The sequence below is a fragment of the Mesorhizobium carmichaelinearum genome, from assembly GCF_900199455.1.
GTDB classification, from domain to species: Bacteria; Pseudomonadota; Alphaproteobacteria; order Rhizobiales; family Rhizobiaceae; genus Mesorhizobium; species Mesorhizobium carmichaelinearum.
Genome location: NZ_FZQR01000013.1, coordinates 166992 through 189409 on the forward strand (window position 1 = coordinate 166992; position 22418 = coordinate 189409).

Annotated in this window: 16 protein-coding genes; 5 read left to right on the top strand and 11 right to left on the bottom strand. The window is 63.8% G+C overall.

Features of this window, described 5'->3' with window-relative positions:
* Positions 1-127 precede the first annotated feature (127 nt).
* The 7 genes from CKW40_RS27410 to CKW40_RS27440 form a co-directional block, all read right to left on the bottom strand.
* Positions 128-973 (bottom strand): fumarylacetoacetate hydrolase family protein, encoded by an 846-nt coding sequence (locus tag CKW40_RS27410; RefSeq protein WP_095202950.1) that lies wholly within the window; start codon positions 971-973, stop codon positions 128-130.
* A gap of 26 nt (positions 974-999) precedes the next feature.
* Positions 1000-1731 (bottom strand): SDR family oxidoreductase, encoded by a 732-nt coding sequence (locus CKW40_RS27415; RefSeq protein WP_095202951.1) that lies wholly within the window; start codon positions 1729-1731, stop codon positions 1000-1002.
* Between the two features lie 301 nt (positions 1732-2032).
* On the bottom strand, positions 2033-4405 hold the full coding sequence (locus tag CKW40_RS27420; protein WP_095202952.1) for an aldehyde dehydrogenase family protein: 2373 nt from the start codon (positions 4403-4405) through the stop codon (positions 2033-2035).
* A gap of 67 nt (positions 4406-4472) precedes the next feature.
* On the bottom strand, positions 4473-5528 hold the full coding sequence (deoC, locus tag CKW40_RS27425; protein ID WP_095202953.1) for a deoxyribose-phosphate aldolase: 1056 nt from the start codon (positions 5526-5528) through the stop codon (positions 4473-4475).
* Positions 5529-5625: 97 nt separating this feature from the next.
* A complete protein-coding gene (locus CKW40_RS27430) occupies positions 5626-8784 on the bottom strand; it encodes an efflux RND transporter permease subunit (RefSeq protein ID WP_095202954.1) in 3159 nt (1052 codons plus the stop codon).
* Entirely contained in the window at positions 8784-9932 is a 1149-nt protein-coding gene (locus tag CKW40_RS27435) for an efflux RND transporter periplasmic adaptor subunit (RefSeq protein ID WP_244571303.1), read from the bottom strand. The genes CKW40_RS27430 and CKW40_RS27435 overlap by 1 nt, the downstream gene beginning before the upstream one ends.
* Positions 9933-10457: 525 nt before the next feature.
* Positions 10458-11285, bottom strand: a complete 828-nt coding sequence (locus CKW40_RS27440) for a ferredoxin--NADP reductase (RefSeq protein WP_095202956.1) — start codon at positions 11283-11285, stop codon at positions 10458-10460.
* 220 nt (positions 11286-11505) lie between these two features.
* On the opposite strand from CKW40_RS27440, the gene CKW40_RS27445 reads away from it, so the two are divergent.
* The 5 genes from CKW40_RS27445 to CKW40_RS27465 all read left to right on the top strand — a co-directional run bounded on the left by CKW40_RS27445 (position 11506) and on the right by CKW40_RS27465 (position 17712).
* Positions 11506-13590 (top strand): hydantoinase/oxoprolinase family protein, encoded by a 2085-nt coding sequence (locus tag CKW40_RS27445; protein WP_095202957.1) that lies wholly within the window; start codon positions 11506-11508, stop codon positions 13588-13590.
* A 16-nt stretch (positions 13591-13606) separates the two neighbouring features.
* Positions 13607-15298, top strand: coding sequence for a hydantoinase B/oxoprolinase family protein (locus tag CKW40_RS27450; protein WP_095203009.1), 1692 nt, complete (start codon positions 13607-13609; stop codon positions 15296-15298).
* Positions 15285-15653, top strand: coding sequence for a hypothetical protein (locus CKW40_RS27455; RefSeq protein WP_095202958.1), 369 nt, complete (start codon positions 15285-15287; stop codon positions 15651-15653). The genes CKW40_RS27450 and CKW40_RS27455 overlap by 14 nt, the downstream gene beginning before the upstream one ends.
* A 98-nt stretch (positions 15654-15751) precedes the next feature.
* Positions 15752-16528 (top strand): ABC transporter substrate-binding protein, encoded by a 777-nt coding sequence (locus tag CKW40_RS27460; protein ID WP_095202959.1) that lies wholly within the window; start codon positions 15752-15754, stop codon positions 16526-16528.
* Positions 16529-16581: 53 nt separating this feature from the next.
* Entirely contained in the window at positions 16582-17712 is a 1131-nt protein-coding gene (locus tag CKW40_RS27465) for a glycine cleavage T C-terminal barrel domain-containing protein (protein ID WP_095202960.1), read from the top strand.
* 239 nt (positions 17713-17951) lie between these two features.
* Here CKW40_RS27465 and CKW40_RS27470 read toward each other — a convergent pair whose 3' ends face one another.
* The 4 genes from CKW40_RS27470 to CKW40_RS27485 form a co-directional block, all read right to left on the bottom strand.
* The gene (locus CKW40_RS27470) at positions 17952-18608 is read right to left on the bottom strand and encodes a methionine ABC transporter permease (protein ID WP_095203010.1); all 657 of its coding nucleotides are present in this window, start codon (positions 18606-18608) and stop codon (positions 17952-17954) included.
* Positions 18589-19686 (bottom strand): methionine ABC transporter ATP-binding protein, encoded by a 1098-nt coding sequence (locus tag CKW40_RS27475; protein ID WP_095202961.1) that lies wholly within the window; start codon positions 19684-19686, stop codon positions 18589-18591. The genes CKW40_RS27470 and CKW40_RS27475 overlap by 20 nt, the downstream gene beginning before the upstream one ends.
* A gap of 90 nt (positions 19687-19776) precedes the next feature.
* Positions 19777-20631 carry a MetQ/NlpA family lipoprotein gene (locus CKW40_RS27480; protein ID WP_095202962.1) on the bottom strand — a complete coding sequence of 285 codons (855 nt, stop codon included), beginning with the start codon at positions 20629-20631 and terminating at the stop codon, positions 19777-19779.
* Positions 20632-20875: 244 nt separating this feature from the next.
* Positions 20876-22363 carry an aldehyde dehydrogenase gene (locus CKW40_RS27485; RefSeq protein ID WP_095202963.1) on the bottom strand — a complete coding sequence of 496 codons (1488 nt, stop codon included), beginning with the start codon at positions 22361-22363 and terminating at the stop codon, positions 20876-20878.
* Between the last annotated feature and the right edge of the window lie 55 nt (positions 22364-22418).

The window sequence follows — 22418 nt, forward strand, 5'->3', positions numbered from 1 at the left end:
CCTCTCCCCGAGGGGAGAGGAGATTACGAGCGCTGGCGCCAGCCTCTTCTCCCCTTGGGGAGAAGGTGGCCGCGAAGCGGCCGGATGAGGGGGACTCATAGGGCTGCAGCGACGGAATTCCGCAGTTTTACACGTCCGCCTTGAACGTCTGCTTCTGCTGGCCGAGCCCTTCGATGCCCAGCTCCACCACATCGCCGGCCTTCAAGAACACCGGCGGCTTCATGCCGAGGCCAACGCCGGGCGGCGTGCCTGTCGAAATAATGTCGCCGGGGTGCAGCGACATGAACTGGCTGAGATACGAGACCAGGAAGGCGACGCCATAGACCATGGTCTTGGTCGAGCCGTTCTGCATGGTCTTGCCGTTGACGGTCAGCCACATCTTCAGGTTCTGCGGGTCGGCGACTTCGTCCTTGGTCACCAGCCAGGGGCCGGTCGGGCCGAACGTGTCGCAGCTCTTGCCCTTGGTCCATTGGCCCTGTCGCTCGGCCTGGAAGGCGCGCTCGGAGACGTCATGCGCGACGGCATAGCCGGCGACATAGTCGAGCGCGTCGGCTTCGCTGACATATTTTGCCGTCTTGCCGATGACCACGGCGAGTTCGACTTCCCAATCGGTCTTTTCAGAGCCGCGCGGGATCAGCACGTCGTCATCCGGGCCGACAATGGCCGAGCTTGCCTTCATGAAGATGATCGGTTCCGGCGGCACGGTGGCGCCGGTTTCGGCGGCGTGGTCGGAATAGTTGAGACCGATGCAGATGAATTTGCCGGTGCCGGCGACACAGGCGCCGAGGCGAGGCTTGCCGGAAACCACAGGCAGCGACTTCGGATCGAGCTTGCCCAGCATCTCCAGCGAGGCCGGATGAAGCGTGGTACCGGCAATGTCGGCGACATGGGCGGAGAGATCGCGGATCGTTCCATCCGCATCGAGCAGGCCGGGACGTTCGCTCCCGGCTTCGCCATAGCGCAGCAGTTTCATTGAATTCTCTCCTCAGTCAGATTGGTTCAGATCGACCAGCCGCCGTCGATATTGTAGGCCTGTCCGGACGTGTAGGTCGCGCCGGCCAGATAGACGGCGAGATCGGCGATTTCCTCAGGGGTGCCGAGCCGGCCCATCGGCTGGCGGGCGATGAAGGCGGCGCGGGCGGCCTCATAGTCGCCTTGCGCGTGCATGCGGTCCTGCAGCGACGGGCTCTCGACCGTGCCCGGGCAGATGGCGTTGCAGCGTATGCCCTTGCCGACATAATCGGCGGCAATCGCCTTGGTCAGGCCGATGACAGCGGCCTTGGTGACGCCATAGGCGAAGCGGTTCGGCACGCCTTTGCCGGCGCCGGCGACGGAAGACATGTTGACGATCGATCCGTCGCCGCGCTCCAGCATGCCGGGCAGCACGGCCCTGATGGTGCGGATCATGGCGCGGACATTGAGGTTGAAGGCGAAATCGAGGTCGCCATCCTTCATCTCCAGGATCGAGCCGGAATGGACAAAGCCGGCGCAGTTGAACAGCACGTCGACGCGGCCGATTTCGGCAAAGGCGGCGTTGACTGCCTCGTCGTTCAGCACATCAAGCTTGCGGGTCTTGATCCCTGGCGTCTTGGCGAGCTCGGCGAGAAGCGTCTCGTTGATGTCGGTGGCATGGACGGTGGCTCCAGCCTTGGCGAAGGCCAGCGCGCTCGCCTTGCCGATGCCTTGCGCCGCTGCCGTGATGACAACGACCTTGCCTGCCAGATCCGCCATGTTTTTCCTCGTCAGCTTGGGTCAACTGCCTTTATCGGCGGCCGGCGAAGGCGTCATGTGCCAGTCAGGCTCGATTGTGCGGCCTGTGTCGCAGCCAGTTCACTGATAAAGATGTTTTTTCTCGTTAAAGAACATGCGTCCGGGCGTCAAGCCCGAACACGATCACCTTCGCGACGTCAGATGTAATGCATATCGCTTGCGCTGATGCAACGACATGTATGACAACCGGACAATGAGTCGCGCTACCACACGGGTTCAGGCGTATTGCAGCAAAAATGGGCACATTGTCTGGCAGTATCAATCAATCTCCGTAAGGCACCCAGACGTTCTTGACCTCGACGGCGCGGCGCAGGAAGGCATCGCCAGCCGCTTCGTCCGACGCCCAGTCGAGGCCGCGGCCATTGCCGCTCCAGACGCGCTTGAGGTTGCCGATGGACTCGGCTTCCGCCTTGGCGCAGGTCTCGGCATCGGCGAATATCCACAGCCCGTCGACATCGTCATGCTTGGCCAGCACGCCGGCAAGCTCCGCCGTGCGGCCGGTGACGATGTTGATGGCGCCGGCCGGAACGTCGGAATATTCGATCACCTGATAGAGATCGGTGGCGAGCAGCGGATAGCGTTCGGACGGCACCGCAACCACGGTGTTGCCCATGGCCAGTGCCGGCGCGACCAGCGAGATCAGGCCAAGCAGCGGCGAGGCGTCGGGTGCGACGATGCCGACGACGCCGACCGGCTCATGCAGCGCCAGCGTCACCGCGCGGGCCGGTGGCTGGTGCACGCGCCCCTCGAATTTGTCGGCAAGACCGGCATAGAGGAACAGCCGTTCGATCGATTGGTCTACTTCTTCCCGCGCGGCCTTGGGCGTAGCGCCGGTCAGCTCGGTCAGGCGGGCGGCGAATTCACCCGCGCGGCCGGAAAGGTTCTCGGCCAGATAATAAAGCACCTGGGACCGGTTATAGGCGGTCGCCTCCGGCCACGCCTTGCAAGCTCGGGCGGCCGCGACGGCGTCGCGGATATCCTTGCGGTTGCCAAAGCCGACTTCACCGGCGAGCTTGCCCTTGGCTGTGGCGACGGCGAGTGAATAATTGCCGTCTGGGCGCACCTGCTTGCCGCCGATGAACAGTTTTGCGGTGCGGTCGATGGCCGCGCCGTCGGCCTGCTCGGCGGGCTGCGCGGAGATCGTTGCCGGCTTGATGACCGGGCCGAGCGGCAGTTTTGCCGAGAGATACTCGAACATGCCTTCGCGCCCGCCCTCGCGGCCGAAGCCGCTTTCGCGGTAGCCACCAAAACCGCAGGCGGCATCGAACATATTGGTGCCGTTAACCCAGACGACGCCGGCCTTCAATTGCGGCGCGACATGCAAAGCGAGGTTGATATTCTCGCTCCACACGCTCGCCGCAAGGCCGTAGCGCGTGTTGTTGGCAAGCTCGATCGCTTCCTCGGTGTTGCGGAAGGTCATGGTCGCCAGAACCGGTCCGAACACCTCTTCCTGCGCCAGAATATTAGCCGGCGAAACACCGGTGGCGAGTGTCGGCAGGTGATAGTAGCCGGTGGACGGCAGCGCCGCATCCGGCTGCCAGCAGACTGCACCCTGTTTCGCACCTTCGGCGACCAGACCTTTGACCCGGTCAAGCTGGGTCAAGTCGACCAGCGGGCCGATATCCGTGTTCTTGTCGAGCGGGCTGCCAACGCGCAACCGGCTCATCCGCGTCTTGACCTTGGCGATCAGGGCTTCGGCAATGCCTTCCTGCACCAAGAGCCGCGAGCCGGCGCAGCAGACCTGGCCCTGGTTGAACCAGATGCCGTCGACCAGGCCTTCGACCGCACTGTCCAGATCGGCGTCCTCGAAGACGATGAAGGCCGATTTGCCGCCAAGCTCCAGCGACAGTTTTTTGCCCGACCCGGCGGTGGCTTTCCTGATGATCTTTCCCACCTCGGAAGAGCCGGTGAAGGCGATCTTCTGGATGCCGGCATGGTTGACGATGGCCGCACCCGCTTCCGGTCCGCCTTGCACGATGTTGACGACGCCTTTCGGCACGCCGGCGCGTTCGCAGATCTCGGCGAACAGGATAGCTGTCAGTGGCGTGAATTCGGCCGGCTTCAGCACCAGCGTGCAGCCGGCGGCAAGGGCTGGCGCTATCTTCCAGGCCAGCATCAGCAGCGGGAAATTCCACGGAATGATCTGGCCGACGACGCCGACACCCTTGTGACCGGGAAAATCCTTGTCCAGCGCCTGGGCCCAGCCGGCATGATGGATGAAATGGCGGATCGCCAAGGGCACGTCGATGTCGCGGCTTTCGCGGATCGGCTTACCGTTGTCGATTGATTCCAGCACGGCGAACAGGCGCTGATGGCGCTGCATGGCGCGGCCGATCGCGTAGAGCACTTTGGCGCGCTGGTAGCCGGTGCTAGCGCTCCATTTCGGCAATGCCTTGGTGGCGGCCGCAACCGCTGCGTCGACATCGGCCGCACTGGCGTCCGAGACCTTGGCCAGCAGCTTGCCGGAAGACGGTTCGCTGGTGTCGAAGGTCTTGCCGCCAGAAGCGGCTTTCCAGCCGCCGTCGATGAACAGCGCCTTGCCGAAATCGCGCGCGGCAAGCCACGCATCGGCCTCGTTGCGGGCTTCCGGTGCCGGGCCGTATTCCATGGCGTGATAGCGGTCGAGAATATTCATGGGGTGCCTCCTTCACCCTCCCCCTTCGCGGGGAGGGTCGATCGGCCAGGCCGATCGGGTTGGGTGCTCAAGCCATTGCGTGGCGGTGATTGGCCGAATAGTGCCCGGTCAGATGATGCTCGAGCTGCCGCTCTATGTCGGTAAGCAGGCTCGACGCGCCGAAGCGGAACAGCTCCGGCTCCAGCCACGGCCGGCCAAGCTCCTCCTTCATCAGCACCAGCCAGTCGAGCGAGGCCTTTGCCGTGGAAATGCCGCCGGCCGGCTTGAAGCCAATGAGATAGCCGGTTTCCTCGAAATACGCCCGGATGGCGCGCACCATGGCCAGCCCAACGGGCAGCGTCGCATTGACGCTTTCCTTGCCGGTCGAAGTCTTGATGAAATCGGCGCCCGCCATCATCGCCACCATCGAGGCCAGCATGACATTGCGTAGCGTGGCAAGATCGCCGGTGCCCAAAATGACCTTCAGATGCGCGTCACCGCAGGCGGCGCGCATCGAGACGATTTCGTTGTAGAGCTCCCGCCACTTGGCGCCGAACACCAGCCCGCGCGGAATGACGACGTCGATCTCGTCGGCGCCGTCGCGCACCGAGGCCTCGATCTCCTGCAGGCGGGTCGACAGCGGCGCCAGGCCATGCGGGAAGGCGGTGGAGACGGCGGCGACGTGGATGCCGGTGCCGCGCACGGCGTCGACTGCCGTGGCGACGAAGGGATGATAGACGCAGACGGCGGCCGGGCGGATGGTTTCGCCCGCAATGCCGAGGCCCTCGACGATGTCGCGGCGGAACGGATTGATGGCCTTGGCGCAAAGCCGGCGCACACGCTCCTCGGTGTCGTTGGAATTCAGCGTTGTCAGATCCATGCAGGCGACGGCGCGCAGCAGCCATGCCGCCTGGTTGTCAGCCTTGATCGAGCGCCGCTTGGTCAGGCTGGCGACGCGCCGTTCCAGCGCCGAGCGGTTGACGCTGCGCACCGATTCCATGAAGCCGAGGTCGAGTTTCATGCCCGGATTGCGCGCAATGCGATGGTCCAGCGCTACGGGGGTGTTGGCGGCGGCGCGGGCCGGCAGCGGCGTCACCTTGGACGCGCTGGTGCCAGGCTCGGCTTCGCGGATCGTGTTGCTCATTTCCTGCCCTTTCTCGTTTAGGGCGATACTTACACGATCGTTTGTGTCGAGGCCACAAGCCTGTCCTGTCTGATGCCGGCCTGCGCGTCGAGGCAGCCTACTCGGCCGCCAGTTTTCGCTGAGGCGGGCCGATTTCAGCCTCCATATGTTCGGGTTCGCTGTCATCCTGCTCGTGCTTGCGGAATGAAGTCAGCCAATGCGAGAGGTCGTCGAGGTAGAGATAGATCACCGGCGTGGTGAACAGCGTCAGCGCCTGGCTGACAAGCAGGCCGCCGAACATGGTGTAGCCGAGCGGCTGACGGATTTCCGCCCCCGTGCCGTTCTCCAGCATCAGCGGCAGTGCGCCCAGCATCGAGACCATGGTGGTCATCATGATCGGCCGGAAGCGTAGCAGGCAGGCCTGGCGGATCGATTCCAGCGAGCTGAGGTTCTGGTCCCTTTCGGCTGCGATGGCGAAGTCGACCATCATGATCCCGTTCTTCTTGACGATGCCGATGAGCAGGATGACGCCGATCAGGCCGATCAGGTTGAACTCCATATGGAAGACCAGCAGCGTGCCCAGCGCGCCAAGCCCGGCGGAGGGCAACGTGGAGAGAATGGTCAGCGGGTGGACGTAGCTTTCGTAAAGGATGCCGAGGATCAAATAGACCACCACCAAGGCGCCGAGGATGAGCACCGGCACCGAAGACAGCGACTGTTGGAAGGCCTGCGCCGTCCCGGTATAATTGGTCTGGATGGTCGCCGGCAGCCGCATCTCGGCGGCGGCCCGGTCGATCGCCGCGGTGGCCTGGCCGAGCGCGACGTTGGGCGCCAGGTTGAAGCTGATCGTCACCGACGGGAACTGGCCTTCGTGGTTGATGACCAGCGGCTGTACGGGCTTCGTCGTCCATTTGGCGATGGCCGAGAGCGGCACCTGCGAACCGGTCGATGTCGTCAGATAGATCTGGTTGAGCGCCTTGAGGTCGCCGCGCAGTGACGGCAGCACCTCCAGGATCACGTCATAGGTCGAAAGCTGCGTGAAATACTGGGCGATCTGGCGCTGCCCGAAGGCATCGTTGAGCGTGTTGTCGACATCGTTCGCGGTCAGCCCATAGCGGGCAGCCTGGTCGCGATCGACCTGCAGCGTCAGCGTCGTGCCGGAACTCATCTGGTCGGTCGAGACATCCCGCAATTCGGCCAGGCGCTGCAAGGCCGTCAACAGCTTGGGCGCCCAATCGTCCAGCGTATCGAGATCGCTGCTTTCCAGCACATACTGATATTGCGACGCCGACAGCCTGGCGCCGACGCGCACATCCTGCGAGGCCTGCATGAACAGGCGCGCGCCCTGGACGGCCGAGAGCTTCGGCTGCAATCGCCGGATGATCTGGTCGGCCGAAACGTCGCGCTCGTCACGAGGCTTCAACTGGATGAACATGCGGCCGGTGTTTTGCGTGTTGCCATTGCCGCCCGTCGACGCGGCGAAATGCGCCACCGCCGGATCCTTGGAGACGATCCCGGCAAATTGCGCCATATAGGACTGCATCTGGCCGGTGGAGACATCTTGGCCTGCGATCACCTGGCCGAAAATCAGGCCGGTGTCCTGCTGCGGGAAGAAGCCGCTTGGAACCAGCGTGAAGAAATAGCCGGTCAACCCCACGCAGGTCAGGAACGCCAGCAGCGTGATGAAACGATGTCCAAGCGCCCGGTCGAGGCCGCGCTCATAGGCGCGCAGCATCCCGTCGAAGACACTTTCGCTCCACCGGTAGAGCCTGCCGTGATGTTCCTCGTTGGCGGGCTTGATGAAACGCGAGGCCAGCATCGGCGTCAGTGTCAGCGAAACGCAGGCCGAAACCAGAATGGTCATGGCCAGCGTCACCGCGAACTCCTTGAACAGGCGGCCGATAATGCCGCTCATCAGGAGCAGCGGGATCAGCACGGCCACCAGCGAAATCGAGATCGACATGATGGTGAAGCCGATCTCGCTGGCGCCGCGGATAGCGGCATCCATCGGTTTCTCGCCATGCTCGATATAACGGACGATGTTTTCCAGCATGACGATGGCGTCGTCGACGACAAAGCCGATCGAGATCGTCAACGCCATCAGCGACAGATTGTCGATGCTGTAGCCGGCGGACCACATCAGGGCGCATGCGCCAAGCAGCGCCAGCGGCACGGTGAAGGCAGGGATTGCGGTTGCCCAGACATTGCGCAGGAACAGGAAGATCACCATCACCACCATCCCGATGGTGAGCATCAGCGTGAACTGCACGTCCGCCACTGAGGCGCGGATGGTCTGCGTCCGGTCGGAAAGCACCTGCAGCTTCAGCGAAGCCGGCATCGAGGCGGTCAGCATCGGCAGCTCGGCCTTGATCTTGTCGACCGTGTTGATGATGTTGGCGCCGGGCTCCTTGAAAATGACGAGCACGACGCCGCGCGTTGTGTCGGTCCGGCCGGCCTGGGTGTAGTCTTGCGCGTCGAGCACGGCCCGGCCGACATCCTTGACCCGCACCGGAGCGCCGTCGCGATAGGCGATGATGGCGTTGTTCCAGTCATTGGCCGCGGTCATCTGGTCGTTGGAGAAGATGGTGAAGGAGCGCACCTGGCCCTGGATGTTGCCCTTTGGCAGGTCCACGGTGCCGATCGACAGCGGGGTGCGCACCGCTTCCAGCGACAGGCCCCTTGCCGCGAGCTTGGCCGGATCGAGCTGGACACGGATCGAAGGCGTCTGCTGGCCGCCGACCAGCACCTGGCCGACGCCGTCGACATGGCTGATCACCTGCGCGAGCTTGGTGTAGACGTCGTCGCTCAGCGTCGTCAGCGGCAAGTCGGTCGAACTCGCGCCAATCAGCATGATCGGCGAATCCGTCGGGTTGACCTCCCTGTAAGTGGGGGGATTGGGAAGGTTCTTCGGCAATTGTCCGCCGGCGGCATTGATGGCCGACTGCACCAGCCCGGCGGCCGATGCGATGTCGACGTCGAGAGCGAATTGCAGGGTGATCTGGCTGGAACCGGACAGGCTGCTCGATGTCATTTCGGCAATGCCGGGGATCTGCGCGAACTGCGTTTCGAGCGGCTGGGTCACCGATGATGCTATGGTGATCGGGTCGGCGCCCGGCAGGCTGGTCGACACCTGGATCGTCGGAAAGTCGACATTGGGCATCGCCGCGACCGGCAGGTTGAGATAGGCGACCACGCCGACGAACAGCACGCCGATCATCAGCAGCGACGTGGCGACGGGATAGCGGATGAAAGGCGTGGAAACTCCGATGGCAGCCATCAGCTTGCACCTCCGGCAGCGCCGTTCTGCGCCGGTCCGGCACCGGGAGTCGGCGTCGGATCGACGCTTGCACCGTCAACCACGCGGTATTGACCGCCAACCACGACACGCTGCCCCTGGCTGAGGCCGTCGGTGACGACCGTCTCACCGCCGTCCGAAGGACCCGTCTTGACGGTTTGACGACGGACCTTGCCGTCGTCGCCGACGACATAGGCGAAGAGCCCGTCAGGGCCATGCTGGACGGCTTCGTCCGGCACCACGATCGCGCCTGCCATCGTGCCGATGCGTATGCGCGTGTTGACGGACAGGCCCGGCCATAGCGCATTGTCCTGGTTCGCGAACGTCGCCTTGAGCGAAATCGTGCCGGACGCCTGGTCGACCGCGTTCTGGATCGCTTCCAGCCTGCCGCTCGCCAGCACGGTCTTCATATCCGCGCCCAGCGTATCGATCGCAACCGGGCCAGAAGCGAAAACCTTGTTGATGGTCGAAACCTCGTCCTGCGGTTGCGTGAACGACACATAGATGGGCTGAAGCTGCACGACCGTGAAAAGCCCGGGGCTCTGGCCGGCCTGCACGATGTTGCCCGGATCGATGGTGCGGAAGCTCGTCTTGCCGGTGAGTGGCGCCGTGATCCGGGTGAAGTCGAGGTTGAGCTGCGCCGCCTCGATGGCAGCCTTGTCGCCCTCGATCGTAGCGGCGGCGGTCGTCACCACCGCTTGCTGGTTATCGACATCCTGCTGGGTTTCGAAGGTCTTTTTCAGGAGCGTGGAAAGGCGATTGAGAACGACCTGCGCATTCCTGAGCGTCGCTTCGTCCTCCGCCTCCTTGGCCTTCGCCTGGTCGAGCACCGCCTGATACGGGCGAGGATCGATCTCGGCGAGTAGGTCGCCCTGCTTGACCATCTGTCCCTGCTCGACCGGAACCTGGTTAACGACGCCGGCGACGCGGCTTGAGATGCTGACGCTGTTCAGCGGCGTCACCGTTCCGAGCCCGTAGAGGTAAAGCGGGAAATCGGTCTTTTGCACTGTGGCCACGGTGACCGGGACCTTGGGTGCGGGCTGCGCCGATTGAGTGGCTGCCCTTGCTACTCCGCCGGCGTGGTTGCGCCATATCCCGTAGCCGCCGCTCAAGAGGAGGATTGTGGTCAATAGGACGATACGCCGAGAACGCATGGGTCGGTTTCGCCTGACTTGCTGTGTTGTGGAAATAGTCATGATGCCGTCCACCTGCGGGCAAGAATATCAAGCCTTTTCAGGATGGTTGGGGGTTAGGACCGACCGTGTCGATCACCGGGAGAGTAGTCCCGATGGCCCGGCCCTGTCAGGTTACAAGTCGGTCATGTTGCGCCGCAGCATTCAAGGATGCGTGAGGCCGCGTTGAATGCGCCATCGCGATAAAGTTACCCCCATCGCGCGTTGGAGCCTCGATCGCCCGTGGATTTGAGAAGCGTCTCAACCGCCCACGGGTAGGCGCCGGCTTGGCCGACGCAGGAGACGTCGTCGTTGCCAATCCAGGGCACATCGTGCCTGGCAGAAATCAGATATGGCTGGTACGCGACGGGAGACGCACACTTGCCGTATTTGCGGTGGGGATGGAGGGACCCGAGCTACTGCGGCAGCCAATCCAGACTTCAATATTCGCCTGGAAAGGCAGCAGGTTTCGGGCTGCGGCGCTCAGCCGACGAAGGCGCGCTCGACGACGAAAGTCGCGGGATGGCTGAGCGAGCCTTCCTGGAAGCCGAGGCTTTCGGCGAGTTCCTTGACGTCCTTCAGCATATGCATCGAGCCGCAGATCATGATGCGGTCGGTCTCGGGATTGAGCGTCTCGATGCCGAGGTCGGAATAGAACTTGCCGGAACCGATCAGCGCGGTGATGCGGCCCATGCAGGCCGACTCTTCGCGGGTCGTCGAATTGTAGAGCGTGACGCGCCCGGCGGTCAGCTCGCCGATCAGCGGGTCGCTTTCAAGTGCCGCCACCAATTCCTGGCCGTAGGTCAGCTCGGCATTGTCGCGGCAGGTGTGGGTCAGGATCAGCTGATCGTACTTTTCGTAGGTGTCGGGGTCGCGCAGCAGGCTGGCGAAGGGGGCGATGCCGGTGCCGGTCGAGATCATGAACAGCCGCTTGGCCGGGGTCAGCGCGTCGACCACCAGCGTACCGGTCGACTTCTGCCGCATGATGACGGTGTCGCCGACCTGGATCTTCTGCAGTTCCGAGGTCAGCGGGCCGTCCGGCACCTTGATCGAGAAGAATTCCAGCTCTTCGTCCCAGGCCGGGCTCGCCACCGAATAGGCGCGGTACACCGGCTTCTCGGCATTGGGCAGGCCGATCATGACGAACTCGCCGGAGCGGAAGCGCAGCGACTGCGGACGGGTGATGCGGAACGAGAACAGCCGGTCGGTGTAGTGCTTCACCGAGACGACGGTCTCCGCATAGACATTCGCCGGAACCGGAAACTGCAGTGGGCGGGCGCCGGCGGTGTTGAGAGCGGATGTGGTGTTCATCAAATCCAACTTTCTGGCCCAGCCAAGGACGCGGGCGCCAAACTTTCACCTGCGCGCCCGGACCGTTCAGGTCCCGGCGTGCCGTTCGCACACTCCAAAGCGGTAAGCTCTTGTGTCCGGAATTTATTAGTATACAAACGATATTTGCGTCAAGATGCTACCTTAAAACACCTTTCCAAACTGACGCATATCCGTAGTCCCAGCATTTCGGGTTTCGACGATGAAAGAGAATTTTCCAGCGCAAGCGCGCGATTCCCTGGGAAATGTCGTTGCCGGCATCGATGTCGGCGGAACCTTCACCGACCTGCTTCTGATCGACGGCAAGGACGGCGGCAAGGTGCATATCGCCAAGACGCCGACCACGGTCGACAACCAGGCCTTCGGCGTGGTTTCGGCGCTCGGCGCCACCGGTTTTGCGATCGACGGCATCGACCTCATCGTGCATGGCACGACCACCACCACCAATGCCGTGCTGGAGCGCCGGCTGGCCAAGACCGGCATGATCACCACGCGCGGTTTTCGCGACGTGATCGAGCTTGGCCGGCGCACGCGGCCGCAGCCCTATGGCATGACCGGCACTTTCGTTCCGATCATCCCGCGCAATCTCAGGCTCGAAGTGTCGGAACGCGTCGAGGCGTCGGGTGCGGTGCGCACGCCGCTCGATGAGGCCGGGATGCGCGAGGCGGTGAAGGCGCTGATCGCGGCCGGCTGCGAATCCCTCGTCATCCACTTCCTGCATTCCTACGCCAACCCTGCGCATGAGCGGCGCGCCGCCGAAATCGCCGCCGAGCTCTGGCCGAATAGCTACATCACCACGGGCCACGCGCTGCTGTCGGAAGCGCGCGAATTCGAGCGTGGGGTGACGGCTTCCGTCAACGCCTCGGTGCAGCCGATCCTCGAACGCTATGTCGAGCGGCTGCGCAAGGAACTGGCTGCGAAAGGCTATGCCCGCGACTTCCTGATCATGAACGGCAATGGCGGGATGATCTCGGCCCGCTTCGTCACACGTGAATCGGCCAAGACCGTGATGTCCGGCCCGGCCTCCGGCGTCATCGCCGCCGCCTATACGGGCAAGCGCGCCGGCTTCGAAAACCTCGTCACCTACGACATGGGCGGCACTTCGACCGACGTGGCGCTGATCCGCAACGCCGAACCGGCGGTGTCGAACGAGATCGAGATCGAATATGCCATGCCGATCCATGTGCCGATGGTGGCGGTGCACACGGTCGGCGCCGGCGGCGGCTCGATCGCCCGCGTCGACGCGGCCGGCCTGATCCAGATCGGCCCGGAAAGTGCCGGCGCCAATCCCGGCCCGATCTGCTACGGCCGCGGCGGCCTGGAGCCGACCATAACCGACGCCAATCTGGTGCTCGGCCGGCTGGCGCCGAAAAAGCTGCTGGCGGTCGAAAACCCGGTCACGTCAGAGCGCGTCACCGGCATCTTTGAAGACAAGATCGGCAAGGCGACCGGCCTGTCTGGCGTCGAGGCGGCGGGCGCGGTGCTGCGGCTCGGCAACATGAAGATGGCCGGCGCCATCCGCATGGTCTCGGTGTCGCGCGGCCACGACCCGCGCGATTTCGCGCTGTTTGCCTTCGGTGGCGCCGGGCCGCTGCATGCCACGGCACTCGCCCGCGAACTCGGCCTGCCGCGTGTTCTGGTGCCGGCACGCCCCGGCATCACCAACGCGCTCGGCTGCGTCGTCGCCGATCTGCGCCACGACTTCGTCAACACCATCAACCAGCCGGTCGCGGTTCTCGATGAAGCCCAGCTTCATCAAGTATTGGAACGGCATCGAAACGAAGGCGAAGAGCTGATCGGCAAGGAAGCGGTGAAGCCGGAGACGATCCGCGTCACCCACTCCGCCGACATGCAGTTCGTCGGCCAGACCCACATCATCAACGTGCCGCTGCCCTCGTCGTCGGTGACCCGGCTAGAATTGCAAGCGCTGTTCGAAAAAGCCTATTTCGCCCGCTTCAAGGTCGAGCTGCCGGAAATCCGCGCCAATCTGGTCAACCTCAACACTTCGGTCACCGGTGTGCGGCCCGCGATCGACCTGTCGCGGCTGATCGACCCGGCCGGCCGCGCCGAGACGCTCGAAGAAGCGCTGCGCGAGATAAGACCAGTCTGGTACGCCGGACACTGGCACGACACGCCGGTGTATGCGCGCGAAAAACTGCCGCTCGATGCCATCATCGAAGGCCCGGCGATCCTCGAACAGATGGACGCCACCACCGTGCTCGAACCCGGCGACCGCGCAAGATCGGACGCCGACGGCAACATCATCATCGACATTGGCGAGGCCTGAGATGCCTGACATTGATATGGCAAAGCTCGACGCCATCACGCTTTCGGTCCTCCAGGCCGCCTTGCAGCAGGTCTGCGACGAGATGGACCTGACCTTTTCCCGTGCAGCCTTCTCGCCGGTCATTGCGGAAGCCAATGACCGTTCCGACGGCATCTATTCGGCCGTCGACGGCTCGCTGATCGCACAGGGAAGCCAGGGCCTGCCGGTGTTCGTCGGCGTCATGCAGTATTCGACGAAAACGGTGATCGAGATGATCGCCGACGGCCGCTGCCTGGCGCCGGAGCCCGGCGACATCTACATCGTCAACGACCCCTATCTCGGCGGCACCCATCTCATGGATGTCCGCTTCGCCATGCCGGTCTACCGGGGCGGAAAAATCTTTTGCTGGCTGTCCAACACCGGTCACTGGCCCGACATTGGCGGTTCGGTGCCGGGTGGCTTTTCCGCCTCCGCCACCGCCGTCGAGCAGGAAGGCCTGCGGCTGCCACCCGTAAAACTGTTCAAGAAAGGCGTGCTCGATCCCGAAATCTACGCCATCATCTGCTCCAACATCCGCGTCGCCGACCAGCGCATCGGCGATATCAGGGCGCAGGCCGCCGCGCTGCTGATCGGTCAGGATCGGCTCAACGGAATCCTGGATCGTTACGGAGACGAAACCGTTATCGAGGCGATCGCCGAGTTGCGCCGCCGAGCCGCCGAGCAGATGCGCGCCAACATAGCGGCCATTCCCGATGGCACCTATAGTTCCAAGGCCTTTGTCGATTCCGACGGCGTGGTCAACGAGCCGCTGACCATCGCCCTCGCGGTGGAGAAGCAGGGCGATACGCTGACCTTCGATTTTACCGGCTCGTCGAAACCCTGCGCCGGGCCGATGAACAGCGTGCTGGCGACGACGCTGTCGTCGGTCTACCTCGCCATGCGTCATATCTTTCCGGATGTACCGATCAGTGCCGGCGCTTTCGAGCCGCTGATCGTCAAGCGGCCGGAAGGCACCTTCCTCGACGCGAAGTACCCGCGGCCCGTGTCCGGCTGTGCGGCCGAAGTGTCGCAGCGCATCGCCGAGGCGGTGTTCGCGGCGATGGTGCAGGCATTGCCGGACAAGGTGACGGCGGCCCCCGCCGGCTCCAGCGGCAATTTCGCGCTCGGCGGCAACGATCCGGCGCGCGGCCGCGATTACGTCATGTACCAGATCTCCGGTGGCGGCTATGGCGGCAATTCGGGCCATGACGGCCTGACCAATGGCTGCTCGACCATCGGCATTTCCAAATCGCCGCCGGTCGAGATCATGGAGCAGGCCTTTCCGGTGCTCTATCGCCACTACGCCTTGCGCGAAGGCTCGGGCGGCGCCGGCAAGCATCGCGGCGGCTTCGGCCTCGCCTATGAGGTCGAAATCCTGCGCGGCGATGCGCGAGCCTCCTTCGTCATGGATCACGGCCGTTTCGGCCCGCAAGGCGCGCTCGGCGGCAGCGATGGCGCGGTGAACACGGTGACCGTGTTCCGCAACGGCGAGGAACACGTGCCGCCGCATCTGTCCAAGGAACAGGACATCCCGCTCAAGGCCGGCGACCGCGTGCGCGTCGGCACGCCGGGCGGTGGCGGCTACGGCGATCCGCGCGAGCGTGATCCGGAACTGGTCGCCGAAGACGTCAGGCTTGGTTATTATACGGAAGAGCAAGCCAGGGAGATGTTCGGGGGTGGTCGAGGATAAGTTCAAGTGCCGCGTTTGCGGATTGAGCCAGTTCCCGGATCTGCCATGGGGCGAGGACGGGCAAGACCCCACCTACTTCATATGCGCATGTTGCGGAGTGGAGGCCGGGTACGAAGATGATGGTCTTCAAAACTGTTTGTTCATTCGCCAGCATTGGGTGGAAATCAGGCGGTGCGAATGGTTCGCGCCGAAGGAGCGGCCTGTCGATTGGGATATGGCCGTCCAGATCAGAGGCATCCCGTTGGCCTACAAAGGCGCTGACGACGAGCGGCTGATCCAGACCTATCTGGACGCCGGAGAGCCATCTCCAAAAGGTTTGGCTGCCTTGAGCGCGGTTGAGAAGCCGAGCCGGTAGCGCGCTATAGCGCCGTGATCGCCGCAGCACATGTCGTTTCCGTCTCCGCCGGGAGCACCAAAGCCCGTAGACTTCCGCAGTCAACGGAGATCTGGAACATGCGTCTTTTCGGTCGTTTCGTGCTTGCCGCTTCCGTCGCCCTTACGCTTGCCACCGGTGCTGCTTCCGCCCAGGACAAAAAACTCAGGATCGGCACCGAGGGCGCCTATCCGCCCTTCAACTATGCCAGTGCCGACGGCACGCTCGGCGGCTTCGACATCGATCTCGGCAAGGCGCTGTGCGCCGAGATGAAGGCCGAATGCGAATTCACCGTGCAGGATTTCGACGGCTCGATCCCGGCGCTGCAGGCCGGCAAGTTCGATGCCATCATCAACATCACCATCACGCCGGAGCGGGCCGAAAAGGTCGAGTTCACCCATAAATACTACCAGACGCCGCCGGCCATCGCAGTGCCGAAGGATTCGACCATCGCTGGCACCTCGCCGGACGATTTGAAAGGCAAGGTGCTGGGCGTGCAGACTGCCACCATCCACCAGAAATTCGCTGAGCAGAAATATGCGGGCTCGACGATCAAGGCCTATCCGACCGGCGATGACGCCCACACCGACATGACCAATGGCCGCCTCGATGCGATGATGGATGGCTCGATCATCCTGACCGAATGGCTGAAGAAGCCCGACGGCGCCTGCTGCAAGCTGCTTGGCACGCTGACCGCCGATCCGGCCATTCACGGCCCCGGCGTCGGCATCGCGCTGCAGAAGGGCAACAAGGAACTGGCCGACAAGTTCAATGCGGCCATAGACGCGCTGCGCGCCAACGGAAAATACAAGGAAATCAACGACAAGTACTTTGCCTTCGACGTCTACGGCACCTGAGACCGACAACAAAAGCCTTCCGGCAGCGCCGCTTGGCGCTGCCGTTTTCATGAATGATGGAGACCTTCTTGGCTGAGCGGCGTTCCCCTTTTTACAGCAGCATTGTCGGGCTCGGCGCGACCATGGGTCGGGTCGGCGGCGATTTCATCTCGGCCAAATATTATTCCGGCATCGCCGACGAGCACCTGAACACGCGTAGGCATGTCGGCGTCCAGGACCTCAGCACCATGGGCAAGATGGACATTAAGGGGCCGGACGCCGAGGCGCTGGTCAACCATGTCATCGTCAACGATGCGGCTGCGATGAAACCGGGCCAGGTCCGCTATTCCACCATCTGCCGCGAGGATGGCGGCATCATGGACGACCTCACCGTGTTCCGGCTGGCGCCGGAGCATTTCATGCTGGTCACCGGCTCGGTCAACCGCCTGAAGATGCTGCCCTGGCTGCAGCATCATGCCCAGGGGCGGAAAGCCTATGTCACCGACATCACCGCCGCCATCGCCTTCCCGACCATCCAGGGTCCGCGCTCCCGCGAACTGTTGAAGGCGCTGGTCTCGGATGCCGATCTCGACGGGCTGAAGCGCTGGGCGTTCACACCAGGGCATGTCAACGGCACAAGGGTACTGATCTCACGCACCGGCGTCACCGGCGAGCTCGGCTTCGAACTCTTCGTGCCTGCCGACGAAGCAGCCTCGGTCTGGGACGTCCTGATGCGGACGGGAGCGGACTTCGGCCTGAAACCCTATGGTGTGCTGGCAATGTTCACGCTCGGCCTGGAAAAGGCCTATCCGGCGCATGGCATCGACATGGACGAGACCCGCACGCCGTTCCATGTCGGCCTCGACCGCTGGATCAAGTTCGACAAGGGCGATTTCATCGGCCGCGAAGCCCTGCTCAAGATTCGGGACAAGAGCCTCGACGAGCGCTGGACCGGCCTGATCCTCGACGGCGATAAACCGGCCGCGACAGGTGCCCGTGTATTGGCCGATGGCGAGGATGCAGGCATCGTCACCTACAGCGACCACGGCCATTCCCTCGGCAAGGTGCTGGCGACCGCGCATCTACGGCTGCCCTTCACGGCTGTCGGCACCGAACTCAGCATCGAGATCGATAGCAAGCCGGCCCGCGCGGTCGTGGCGCCGATGCCGTTCTTCGATCCGGAAGGGACTAGGTTGCGGGCTTAGCCGGAACGCCCATCACTTCGTCATCCACGGGCGGAGCAAGGAGCGAAGCGACGCGGCGCAGACCCGAGGATCCATGCCGGGACTCCAACGCGTCACCACGGTGCGGATTCTGCTCCGCTGTACTCTTCGGCCCAGGTCGCGGCATGGATCCTCGGGTCTCCGCGACGCCGCTTCGCGGCTGCTCCGCCCGTGGATGACGAAGTTGAGGGAGGCCCGCCTAACCTCAATGTTCAGCCGGCTCACCCCCGCCGGTCCAACCTCGCCACCAATCGATCCCCCGCCCACTGGATGCCACACACCAGGATGATCAGCACGATGACCACTGCGACCATCACCGAGGTCTCGAAACGCTGATAGCCGTAGCGGATGGCGAGGTCGCCGAGGCCGCCGGCGCCGATCGCGCCAGCCATGGCCGAGGCGCCGATCAGCGTCACCAGCGTCACGGTGAAGCCGGCAACGATGGCGGGGAGCGCCTCGGGCACCAGCACCTCGCGGATGATCGTCCAGCGGTTGCCGCCCATGGCCCGCGCCGCCTCGATCAGCCCATGGTCGACCTCGCGCAGCGACACTTCGGCTATGCGCGCGTAGTAGGGCGTGGCGGCGATCGACAGCGGCACGATGGCGGCCCAGGTGCCGATCGAGGTGCCGACGATCAGCCGTGTCAGCGGAATCAGCGCCACCAGCAGGATGATGAACGGCACCGAGCGGAAGCCGTTGATAATTGCGGCGAGCGCGCGGTTGACCCACAGGTTTTCGGCAATGCCGCCGCGTTCGGTTGATATCAAGGCCAGCCCAAGCGGCAGGCCGAAGACCAGCGAGATCAGGCCGGAGGCGGCCGTCATCAGCACCGTTTCCCAGATCGACCGCAGCAGAAGCTCAAACAGGATTGGCGACATGGCCAAGCACCTCCACCCGCGCCTGGCGGGCCTTCAGGAATGTGATGACGTCAGCGAGGTGGCTTGCATCGCTGCCGGGAACGGAGAGAAACAGCGTGCCGACGGGCTGCTGCTGGATATAGTCGATGCCGCCATGGACGAGGCGGAAGGCGCCTGGAACAGAAGTGGCAAGGTCGGAAAGCAGCGGCCCGCTTGCGGCTTCGCCGGCAACGTCGACGCGCAGGATCGTCTCGGCTCCGGAAGCCGGCAGCAGCCTTGCCGCCAGTTCGGTCGGCAGTTGCGGCCGGATGGCGCCGAGCAGGCTTTTGGTGATGTCCGACTGCGGATCGGCGAACACCGACCAGACCGGTCCTTGCTCGACGATGCGCCCGGCATCGATCACCGCCACGCGGTCGGCGATCGAGCGGATCACTTCCATCTCATGGGTGATCAAAAGGATGGTCAGGCCAAGCTGCCGATTGATGTCTTTCAACAGCGTGAGAATGGAGCGCGTCGTCTCCGGGTCGAGCGCCGAGGTCGCCTCGTCCGACAGGAGCAGCGCCGGCCGCGCGGCCAGCGCGCGGGCGATGCCGACGCGCTGCTTCTGGCCGCCCGACAGCGACGCCGGATAGGCTTTTGCCTTCTCCGACAGCCCGACAAGTTCAAGCAGCTCTGCCGCCCGTGCCAGCCGCTCGGCTTTCGGGCGGCCCTCGATCTTCAGCGGCAGCGCCACATTCTCCTCGACGGTCTTGGCCGACAGCAGGTTGAAGTGCTGGAAGATCATGCCGATGCGCCGCCGCAGCGGCTGCAGGTCGCGCTCGCCGAGCCGGCTGATCTCACGGCCCTCGATGAACACTTCTCCGGAATCCGGACGTTCCAAGCCGTTCAGGCAGCGGATCAGCGTCGACTTGCCGGCGCCGCTGCGGCCAATAATGCCGAGGATCTCGCCCTTGCGCACCGTCAGCGAAATGCCGTCGATCGCCGGCGTCTGGCCGAACCGGCGCTTCAGATCGACAAGCCGCACCACGTCTTGCGATGCGTCGGGCTGGGCGTGGGTCGGATCGGCGATCTCCTGGGATGCCGTAATATGCTGGTTCATGCGTGTCCCTGTTCTCGCCAGCTCGAAACGCAAGTGCGGCCCGCGCTCAGGCGCGGACCGCATTTGCTCTCGAACTGGACGTCCGGCGGATCAATAGGCGCTGAGGCCGGTGCCCTTGTAGACCTTGTCGAACTCGGCCTTCACCGCGTCGTTCTGGTACGAAGCCACCAGCGTCTTCACCCAGGCTGCGTTCTCATTGCCGACCTTCACCGCGATGAAGTTGCGGTAGGGATTGTCGGCGATTGGCTCCTGCGCGATGCGGTTGTCCGGCGTCAGGCCGCTTTTCAGCGCCCAGTCGGTGTTGACCACGGCGGCGTCGAGATCCTCGACCGAGCGGCCGACGATGCCGGCATCCAATTCCTTGATCTCGACCTTCTTGGGGTTTTCCGCGATGTCGGCGGTGGTGGCGAGAATGCCGGTGCCGTCCTTCAGCTTGATCACGCCCTCATTCTGCAGCACGCGCAGCGCCCGGCCTTCATTGGACGGATCGTTGGGCACGCCGATGACCGCTCCCTCGGGCAGGTCGGCGACCGCTTTGTACTTCTTGGAGTAGAGGCCGATCGGCCAGACGCCGGTATAGCCGACACGCACGATGTGATAGCCCTGCGTCTTGATCTGGTTGTCGAGATAGGGCTGGTGCTGGAAGGCGTTGGCGTCGATTTCGCCGCGCTCCAGTGCCTCGTTCGGCTGGGTGTAATCGTTGAACACCACGGTCTCGATGGTCAGGCCCTTTTCGGCGGCTTGAGCGACGACGACGCGCCAGACATCCTCGTCCTCGCCGCTGATGATGCCGACCTTGATCGCCTTCTTGTCCTCGGCGAAGGACGCATGCGGCGCCATCAGGCTGCCGATCGCCACGGCCGATGCGAACAGCAGAGCCAGGCCGCCGCGCCGGTTGATGGTTGACCAAAGGGAAGAGGGCAAAGTGTTGTTGACGTCGGACATGTCTGAATCTCTGCGGTTGTGAAGTCATGGCAGCAAGGCGGATTGCCTAGGCTTGGACACATCGTCAGAAATTCTATCGATTTTATCAAAGAACGTGTTTCGCCTTTGCCCCCGATGCCAGGAATATTCTCTCAAAAATTTCAAGACATGGAGCACAAGACGGTGCCGGACCGCCCGCGGCGGCGCGGCGCCGCGATCTTGAGGCAACGGAAGCGGTCAGATTCTCAGAGAGCCCAGCGGGTCCTCAAAGCGCGATCCAGGCAGTCTTCAACTCGAGATATTTTTCCAGCGCGTGCAGCGACTTGTCGCGGCCGAAGCCGGATTGCTTGACGCCGCCGAGCGGCACGGTGATGTCGGCGCCGCCATAGGTGTTGACGTGGACGACGCCGGCATGGATGGCGCGCACCATGCGATGCGCGGTGGAGAGGTTTGATGTCCACACCGCCGAGGCCAGCCCATAGACGGTCGAATTGGCAAGCCGTACCGCTTCCTCCTCGGTCTCGAAGCGCATGACGCCAAGCACCGGTCCGAACACTTCTTCGCGCGCAAGCTGCATGTCCTGCGTGACGTTCTCGAAGATCGTCGGCGCCATGTAGCTGCCGCCCGTCTCGGCCAGGATTCGGTCGCCGCCGGTGACCAGCCTTGCGCCCTCGTCCCTGGCCCTGGTGACGAACCCGAGATTCTTGGCCAGCTGCTCCGCGCTCGACACCGCGCCGATATCGCTCTTGAGATCGAGCGGATCGCCGACCTTCAGCCTTGTGGTTGCCGAGAGCAGTTCGTCCATGAAGCGGTCATAGACCGACGATTGCACAAGCAGGCGCGAGCCGGCGACGCAGACCTGGCCGGAATTGCGAAAAATGCCGTTGGCCGAGACGACCGCCGCCTGCTTCAGGTCAGGCGCGTCGGCAAAGACGATGTTGGGCGACTTGCCGCCGAGTTCGAGGAAGACGCGCTTCAAATTGGAGCGGGCGGAATAGTCGAGCAGCCGCCTGCCGACCGGCCCCGAACCGGTGAAGGCGATGGCGTCGACATCCATATGCAGGCCAAGCGCCTCGCCTGTGACCGCGCCGCGGCCGGTGACGACGTTGAGCACGCCGGGCGGCAGGCCGGCTTCTGCCGCCAGTTCCGCCAGCCGCAGCAGTGTCAGCGAGGCGATCTCCGGCGGCTTGACCACCACGCAATTGCCGGCGGCAAGGGCCGGCGCGATCTTCCAGGCGCCGATCATCAGCGGGAAATTCCACGGCACGATGACGCCGACGACGCCGAGCGGCTCCTTGTGGATCAGCCCCAGCACGTTCTCGGCCGTCGGCGCGATCTCGCCATAGACCTTGTCGATCGCCTCGGCGTAGTAGCGGATGGTGCCGGCGGCCGACAGCGGCTCGGCCTTGTAGGCCATGCCGATCTCGGTGCCATTGTCGCGCACGCCGAGCACGGCGAGTTCGTCGACATGTCTTTCGACCAGCTCGGCGAGCCTGGTCAGCACCTTCTTGCGGAAGGCGGGGGCAGCCCGCGACCACGAACCTTTCTCGAACGCCTTGCGTGCCGATTTCACCGCACGGTCGATATCTGCGGCATTGCCGTCGGCTATGCTGGCGAAAGCGCGACCGTCGATCGGCGAAATGACAGGCAATGTCGCGCCGCTTGTTCCCTGCGACTGTGCGCCATCGATGAACAGGCCGCGCGCGCCGATCCCCGTGTGGCGCAGCGTGTCGATGGCATTTTGAGTGATCATGATCTTCTCATTTCAAGCAGGTGTCTTGCTGGGCGGCTTGGTATGCCGCCCAGAT